Source organism: Paenibacillus sp. ACRRX (genome assembly GCF_022346885.1).
GTDB lineage: Bacteria > Bacillota > Bacilli > Paenibacillales > Paenibacillaceae > Paenibacillus_B.
The window spans coordinates 336,565-344,403 of sequence record NZ_JAKRNK010000006.1 but is presented as its reverse complement, the minus strand read 5'-3'; the positions used below and the strand labels follow the sequence as shown (position 1 = coordinate 344,403).

The window sequence follows — 7,839 nt, the reverse complement described above, 5'->3', positions numbered from 1 at the left end:
GTCGGTAATGGTTCGACACTGCGCCTAATTAGCGACATTCCTGGGGTGAAATATACAGAAGGGCGCTTCTTGCCATACTTCTTCCCGGATACGTTCCATCCTGGTGGCAATCCAACGGCAGAAGCGCAAGAGAACTGGTTAACAGCACGGCGTGCGATCTTGCGTAAGCCTGTAGATCGTATTGGCTATGGCGGTTACTTGAAGCTGGCGCTGGACTTCCCAGACTTTGTTGATTATGTATCGCAAGTAGCGGATGAATTCCGCGATTTATATGAGAAGGCGCGCACGAAGCCGCTCTGCTTAGCTAAAGTTGCCGTCTTGAATAGCTGGGGGAAAATGCGCTCTTGGGGCTGCCACATGGTGCATCATGCGCTGTATCAGAAACAAAACTACAGCTATGCAGGTATTATAGAAATTTTGAGCGGCGCTCCGTTCGATGTTTCGTTCATAAGCTTTGACGACATTCGTGAGCAGCCGCAGTTGTTAGATGATATTGATGTTATTATTAACGTCGGTGACGCTGGCACCGCTCATGGCGGCGGCGATAACTGGACAGATCCGTATATTGTTGAGCAAATCCGCGCATTTATTGCTGGTGGCGGCGGTTTTATCGGTGTAGGCGAACCTTCCGCTGCCCAACATCAGGGGCGCTTCTTCCAGCTAGGCGATGCTCTAGGTGTGGAGCTAGAACGCGGGTTCACCCTCGGTTACGATAAATACAATTGGGACGTCAAGCCGTCTCACTTTATAACCGCCGATATGGATGGTGACATTAACTTTGGTGAAGGTAAGAAAAATGTATATGCGACTAGCGCTGATATTCTAACTTGTAAGGATAAAGAGGTGCAGTTAGCTGTTAATAGTTACTTTAACGGTCGCTGCGTTTATATTGGTGGACTACCGTATAGTGCGGAAAACGCCCGTTTGTTACATCGTGCACTACTGTGGTCATGCAGCAAAGATAGAGAATTGCACAACTGGTTTAGTTCGGATGCCCATACGGAAATTCATGTTTATCCAGAAACAGGAACGTATTGCGTTGTCAACAATACGCCTGAGCCACGGAACACCACGGTGTATGCGAATGGCAATAGCTTTGAACTGGAGCTAAAGGGCGGCGAATTGCGCTGGTTTAATATTTAAGATTACGTAACATGCCTTGGAGAACAGATGTAATTAACATACACATCGTGACGAGGCCACTGAAAATTTCAATATTAAATAGGTATCAATTGTGCAATCTAATTGTGCGAGTGATACCTATTTTTTTATATGATGGCTGCTCATTGACAACATGCCTCTTTTTCTAAATGAGAACTCCTTTTCGATTCACTCTCACATCCCGTCAAGAGAATGACAACTGCAATAATGCTGATCAGCGAATAATTTGTGAATTTCATAATTACACTGCTCGTTTCAAGATGAATGAAGAATAGACCCCCTATTGCTATAAGAGGTCTATCCTTAATCTAGAAGCTTAAGCAGGCCAAGTCGTATAATTCATATTCGCTAGAAGTTAGGTGCTAATCGAATAAGTTTATCCGGGCTGCCGTCACCGTTTTTGTCGCCATTGTTACTGGTAACGAAATAGAGTGATCCGTCTGGTGCCTCGACAATGTCGCGAATGCGTCCATATTTATTCACAAACAAGTAAGTAAGATCACTGCTCTTGATCGTCGGTTTGCCGTTCTGCTCTCCAATGATCATACGAATGATCTGTTTGCCTTTTAAATTGGTAACAAGCAGGTTCCCTGACCACGGCCCTTGAGTTACAAAAGTCATACCCGAAGGCGCCCATGTTGTGCCATTCGCATAAATGAGCGGAGGTGTAATCCCTGGTTGATTTTGATTCCCACCCTCATATTTAGGCCAACCGTAATTGTTGCCGGGTTGAATGTAGTTAATCTCATCTTTAGAAGATTCACCGTGCTCCGATGCAAAGAGACGATTTGTTCCTGGCTGCCAGGCTAATCCTTGAGGATTCCGGTGTCCACGGCTATAAATGGGAGAGGAGGCAAACGGATTATCACTAGGAATGGTGCCGTCTAAATTCAGTCGGAATATTTTCCCGCCGAGATAAGTAAGTGTATCGTCTTTGTTACCGTAATTGCCGTCGGCGAAATACAGCTTGTTATCGGGACCTATTTTCAGCCGACCGCCATTGTGATAGACCGCACCTGGAAGGTTCGTAATCAGGACTTTGTCTACCGTAGCGATATTGTTATTCTCTTTAAGCCGAACGACCTGATTGGCAACTTTGTTGTCTGATGTTTTGTAGGAATGGTAGATATACATATAATGATTGGTGGTGAAATTAGGATCGAGGACGAGTCCCAACAAGCCGCCTTCGCTCTTAGGCATGTAATAGAAAGGCGAGCCTAGCGTAATGACTGGCGTGGATTTCAACTTCCCATTCACAATGACACGAACTCTGCCGCTGTTGCGTTCGGTGAAGAAAATCCGCCCATCTGATGCAAAATCAACAGCCCATGGTGTTTCCAAGTTGTTAGCGACAACCTCTGGCGTATAAGGATCGGAAGAGGTGGGGTTGGTTTTGACAGACAACGCATTGCTAGCTGCAGATATATTTCCTGCTAAGTCCCTTGCTCTAACGGTGAAGGTATATGAGGTATTTGCTGTAAGTCCTGTTGCATTAAAAGATGTCGTAGGCGTGTTTCCGGCGAGTGTGCCATTTTTATAAATGTCGTACGCATAGACGCTTACGTTATCTGTAGATGCCGTCCAGGTTAGATTGACTGACGAAGATGTTTTGCTTGGGCTTACAAGTCCTGTTGGAGCAGTTGGGGCCTGCGTATCGGTTTGGCTTGTCGTCTTCACGGTGAGAGGGCTGCTGGCATTGGATATATTTCCTACCGCATCTTTAGCTTTGACTGTGAATTGATAGGTGGTATCCGGTGTTAATCCGGTATAGGTGTAGGTAGTATCCTTGACATTCGCTTGTGTCAGGACATTATCTTTGTATAAGTCATAGCCCTTTACCCCAACATCATCCAGCGATGCGGTCCAGGATATGTTCGCAGTTGTATCCGTTATACGGTTTGCTTGCAAGTTTGTTGGTTCTGTAGGGGGGAATACATCACCGGTGGCATTGACTTTTACCTTGTCAAAGGTGGCCGTGCTTAAGTTGGATACATTATGGCTGGTGACAGCCAATCCAACATACAGCGAAGCATTCATATTAAGAGTCAAGTTGCCCAAATCGCCCCAGTTCAACCCGTTGTTGGATACATATCCTTTGATCACATTGCCTTTGCGTTCAAGCTTTATCCAGGCCGGGCTCGTCGAAGCAATTTTAATACTCTGAGATGTTCCGCCCGTATCAGTCCGGTATTGGAACGTGAACCCGTTGGAAGGCGTTAATAGCAAATCGACATGCTTGGAGTTGGGGTTCAACGTTTCCCTGATCATGATTCCTGCCTTCGCAAAATCGTGTGAATTGCTCTGAGAAGAGACAAGGGCAATAATAGCGCCGTCTCCCGTCCAGGGCTGATAGAGATAATTGAACTGATCTGACTTGCCCCAGATGTCTGTGCCAGCGCCGCTTACAGTAAATTGATCAACCCCCGGATCGTAAGAAGCGCTGCCCGCTAATGCGGGAGAACCGATATTTTGCTGCTTCCACGGATTCGGTACAACATCTGTCATACCTGCGACATTAACCTCTGCCTTGGCGTTACCTGATGTAGGTAATAAAGCGAGCAGCATACAAAAGCAGAGACTCAAAGCCATCATTTTGCTTCGTGTAATCATTGCTACACCTCCTATTTAGATTTTGGATGAAATCCTCCTCCCCTAAAAAAATAAACTACTTAAAACTTTCGATCTATATTTTACCATATTCATCTAAAATGGAACTTATTTAACCGAAAACAATTATTAAATTTTGATTAAAAGCAACCAATGCATTCGTTTATTCTCTTTCTTGCGGAGCGATATTTGTGCGTGCTCGCCTTTAAATTCAAGATAATCGTTGATCGGATCTTGCTTTCTTCCTAGTTGTAATGTTCTTCGTTTCGCATTGAAAAGGGACCTATGATTAGGGGGTGCCTACATTCAGAAATAACTTAATGATTTCGTAAGAATCAAGTTAGAAAATTGAGAGATTTAAAAAATAAAATAGAAAACGTACCAGTGAACAATATTACAACACGAGAAAAGGTGGAAACAAATGAAACAGAAAATGGTATATGCAGGGATATCTATCATGATTGGAGCATCTATGCTGGCTGTAGGGTGTGGGGAGAAGAAGGAGGATAAACAGGTGGAACCTACCGTAGTCGCTCAACCTGTCAAGTTGAGTGTGGTTGAGTCAATTCATTCACAAGCAAAGGCGCTAAAGACGATCGATCCTATGCAGCCATTCGATGATATGATGCCGTTCAAAGACATGATTGGGAACGCCAATTATGTGGGATTAGGAGAAGCTTCACACGGAAGTTCTGAAATATTTACAATGAAGTTTCGTCTCGTCAAGTTTTTAGTTACCGAGATGGGTTTTACGAATTTCGGAATCGAAGAGGATTGGGGCAATGGCTTAAAGCTGAATGAATATATCCACACAGGAAAGGGGAATCCAAGAGAATTTTTGAAGCTGCTGTACCCAGCCGATGAGATTGTTGCGATGGTTGAATGGATGAAGGACTATAACGCTGACCCAGCACACGAGAAGAAAATCCAATTTATCGGACTCGACTTGAAGACTTTTGAGCCAGCTGTCTTTCATAAAGTGATTGACTATGTGAAACTGCATCATCCTGAAATACTGTCCGAAGTCGAGGAAAGCTATAAGGAGTTACCAGCTGCGGCTGTAGGCTTGCCGGAATATATGAAGCTTACACCTGAGAAGAAGAAGAAATTCAATGCGAATGCAGCCAAAGTTGTAAAATTGCTCGAAAATAAGACGGAACAGATGAACAATGAAAATGCCGCATCCGAGCTTGTATGGGTGAAGGGGACGGCTAAGGTGATCGAGAATTTCACGGCAATGATGATTCCTAGCGATTATGCACAGATTGTAACGCTGCACGATCAATACTTAGCCGATCATGCAGAATGGGCCCAGCAAGCATTTGGCGGTAAAACGATGGTGTGGGGACATAATATCCATGTAGCAAAAGGCGTAATTGATAAGGAAATGTACCCGAAAGTGGCGGGGCAGTTCTTGAACGAGCGCTTTGGCGATCAATATGTGGCCATCGGAACTACCACAACCAAGGGGAAATTCACCGCCTTCAGCGAAGGCAAGCTTGCGACAGATACGATTCAGCAGGACGTGAACAGCTCCAACTATAAGTTTGGCGAAGTTCCATATGAAATGTTTATGCTGGATGTTCGCAATCTTAAGGATCAGGCAAAGGAATGGGCACAAAAAGAGCAGCCGTTCTTTGACGGCATCGCTCAAATCATCCCTGATCGGCCGCAGTATTTTAATGCATCTCTGTCGGAACAGTTCGATATCCTTTTCCACATCCGTGAAACCAGTCCGTCTCAGTTTAGTGAGAAAAAATGATAAAGCAAAACGATAAGATTATGGAACTACAAGTGTGGTTACAGATGTTTAAAATGAAGGGGCTGCCGCATGGTAGCTCTTTTGCATGACGTCTTAGTGGATAGGATATTTATTAGTTACATAGACTACCAATTTGACAAGATGAAAATGCGAAGTATTACAATTATGAAACCCTATATATGTAATAACTAGATGTGTTTATCTGTTCATAAATAAGAAAATCCTATAATGTATAATAATGACTCAATTTATCCCAATAACTATACTTTACAGAAGGAGAAATAATGAAAACTAACAAATGGATTTATTTTATTATCAGTTCAATCGTAATAGTGATTATCTCCATGTCTAGTAACTCCGATACGGCAAGTGCTGAAGAGTTAAACTTGAATACAACTCAGCAAGTTGTTACATTTCCAGTTGCTTTTCAACGCGCGACGAAAGATGCGATCAATAGTATCACTGCAGATGGTAAAGGAGAAATTCTTACCATATCAGATAAATACTTAAACATCACTCGAGACTATGGAAAAACGTGGGTATCTCGTAGTCTGCCCTCATCTGCTATATACCATCAGATTCGGATTGTCCAAGGTGTATATTATTTATCCAATTCGTACACATTTAATGGAGAAAGCCATTATTATTCTACCGATGCTGTGAATTGGACGCCATTCACCTTAGAAGCAGATAATGGATTAAAGCTTGGGATCGGGAACATCCAGATCGTGCACGGTACTCGGATTCTGTTGGCAACAAGTGAAAAGTCGAATAAGGTATATGTATTTACTTCACCAGACGGTTTAAATTGGGTTCAGAAGGGATCTATCAACGATATCCTATGGACGGGTAGCCCCATAATTATATGGTGGAATGGAAGCGGGTATTCAGCCATCGCAGGCGGACATTCATATTATAATTACAAAAAAACAACTGAAATCAATCATTTTTTGGTTAACCCAAAGGACGATGTAGGAGCAGAGCTTATTGTTTACACCTCTTCGGACCTAATTAATTGGAAGCTTCGATCCGGAGCCGTAAACAAAAAGCTGTTTTATACTTGGAATACGACCGATATAGCAACCGGAAAATTCGTACCGGAACGGAATTACTATGTATATGAAGAGCAGCCAATAGACAAAGGAATTATTAGTTTATTTGACATGTATTCTAATCAATTGACCTCAAGGGATGGAATTACTTTTAATTTCAAGAAAAGTGCAGCTATTTTTCATAAGTACAGTAATGATGATTATCGTACGCCTATCTTTCAGCTAAATAACCAGTATTATGTGTTTACACAATACTGGTACAGCTCTGGAGTTATACGCACTCGATTATTAACGTCCAAAGATAAGCTGAACTGGAAAGAAACGAAATTAAACATTATGAATAAGATGGAAGTCATTCAATCAGGTAAAATGTTTATCGGTTATAACGCGAAGGAAGTGGCAATTTCTTCTAATGGTGTGGATTGGAAGAAAATAAAATAAAGAGTGGTATATAGATACAGCCTATCCTGGCAGTCTACAACAGTGAGCCACCAGCGCTTGTTTTTCTTCTTATTTATGTTAAAAATGTCGTTTGACAAGAATATTATTTTATTACTCGCCGCGAGAATCGCGGCTTTTTCATTTAGTGATAAGGTTTTTGTCAAGATTAAATGACAAGGACTTGAACTCATTCCCGATAGATGGTAGGGCAAAGGTGAGGTCATTAATCATGAAAGTTGTGATCATAACTAATCGATTAAACAAACGGACAGGATAACTCAGTAATTTCGCGAATACTCAACATATGGAATTATTCTCAAAGTTCGCGAATAAGGCATTAGGCGAAACCTCTTGGAAAAATAATAAATTCAGGATATATACTAATTTTAATGACATCGAAATATTGCAGCTGCATGAGGAACATAGCGAGGTAACAGAATAAATTATAGAAGTGAAATATGAGAATTCAAGTTCGTTTTCTGATGAGATGCTGCTTCACATAACTCTGTATCTACGCTGCGGGCTGCCGTCTTTGGTCTTCCCAAGACAATTCTAGCTGTAGGACCAGGCGCGTAATGTCGATTGAGGTAACAGGACACGATAGTTGAACAATGAGCTGGTCAAACAATCAGCTGCCTTTTGCATTGAAGTAATGAGCATATAAATTGAAGATTAGTAACGGTGAACCGTACCATAAGTAGGGGCAAGTTTTTTGAAAAATCGCGCAGCAGGATTGGAACGGAGCCTTGAAGGACATGGGTTGAGGCCGGGGCGCGCGTAGCAGCGAAGATGGAGCAAACGGACTTTTGCAAGCTT

At 42.6% G+C, this 7,839-nt stretch carries 4 protein-coding genes; 3 read left to right on the top strand and 1 reads right to left on the bottom strand.

The genetic code is table 11. The features are described 5' to 3' along the window. On the top strand, positions 1 to 1,143 hold a 1,143-nt coding region (locus MH117_RS19070), incomplete at its 5' end, for a lacto-N-biose phosphorylase central domain-containing protein (protein WP_275444722.1). 366 nt (positions 1,144 to 1,509) lie between these two features. Here the strand turns inward: MH117_RS19070 and MH117_RS19065 are convergent. Beyond that, positions 1,510 to 3,771, bottom strand: a complete 2,262-nt coding sequence (locus MH117_RS19065) for a PQQ-dependent sugar dehydrogenase (RefSeq protein WP_239331337.1) — start codon at positions 3,769 to 3,771, stop codon at positions 1,510 to 1,512. 418 nt (positions 3,772 to 4,189) lie between these two features. Between MH117_RS19065 and MH117_RS19060 the strand changes: the two genes are divergently transcribed. Both MH117_RS19060 and MH117_RS19055 read left to right on the top strand, forming a co-directional pair. Then, on the top strand, positions 4,190 to 5,530 hold the full coding sequence (locus MH117_RS19060; protein WP_239331336.1) for an erythromycin esterase family protein: 1,341 nt from the start codon (positions 4,190 to 4,192) through the stop codon (positions 5,528 to 5,530). Between the two features lie 284 nt (positions 5,531 to 5,814). After that, the gene (locus MH117_RS19055) at positions 5,815 to 7,023 is read left to right on the top strand and encodes a hypothetical protein (protein ID WP_239331334.1); all 1,209 of its coding nucleotides are present in this window, start codon (positions 5,815 to 5,817) and stop codon (positions 7,021 to 7,023) included. The last annotated feature ends 816 nt before the right edge of the window (positions 7,024 to 7,839 follow it).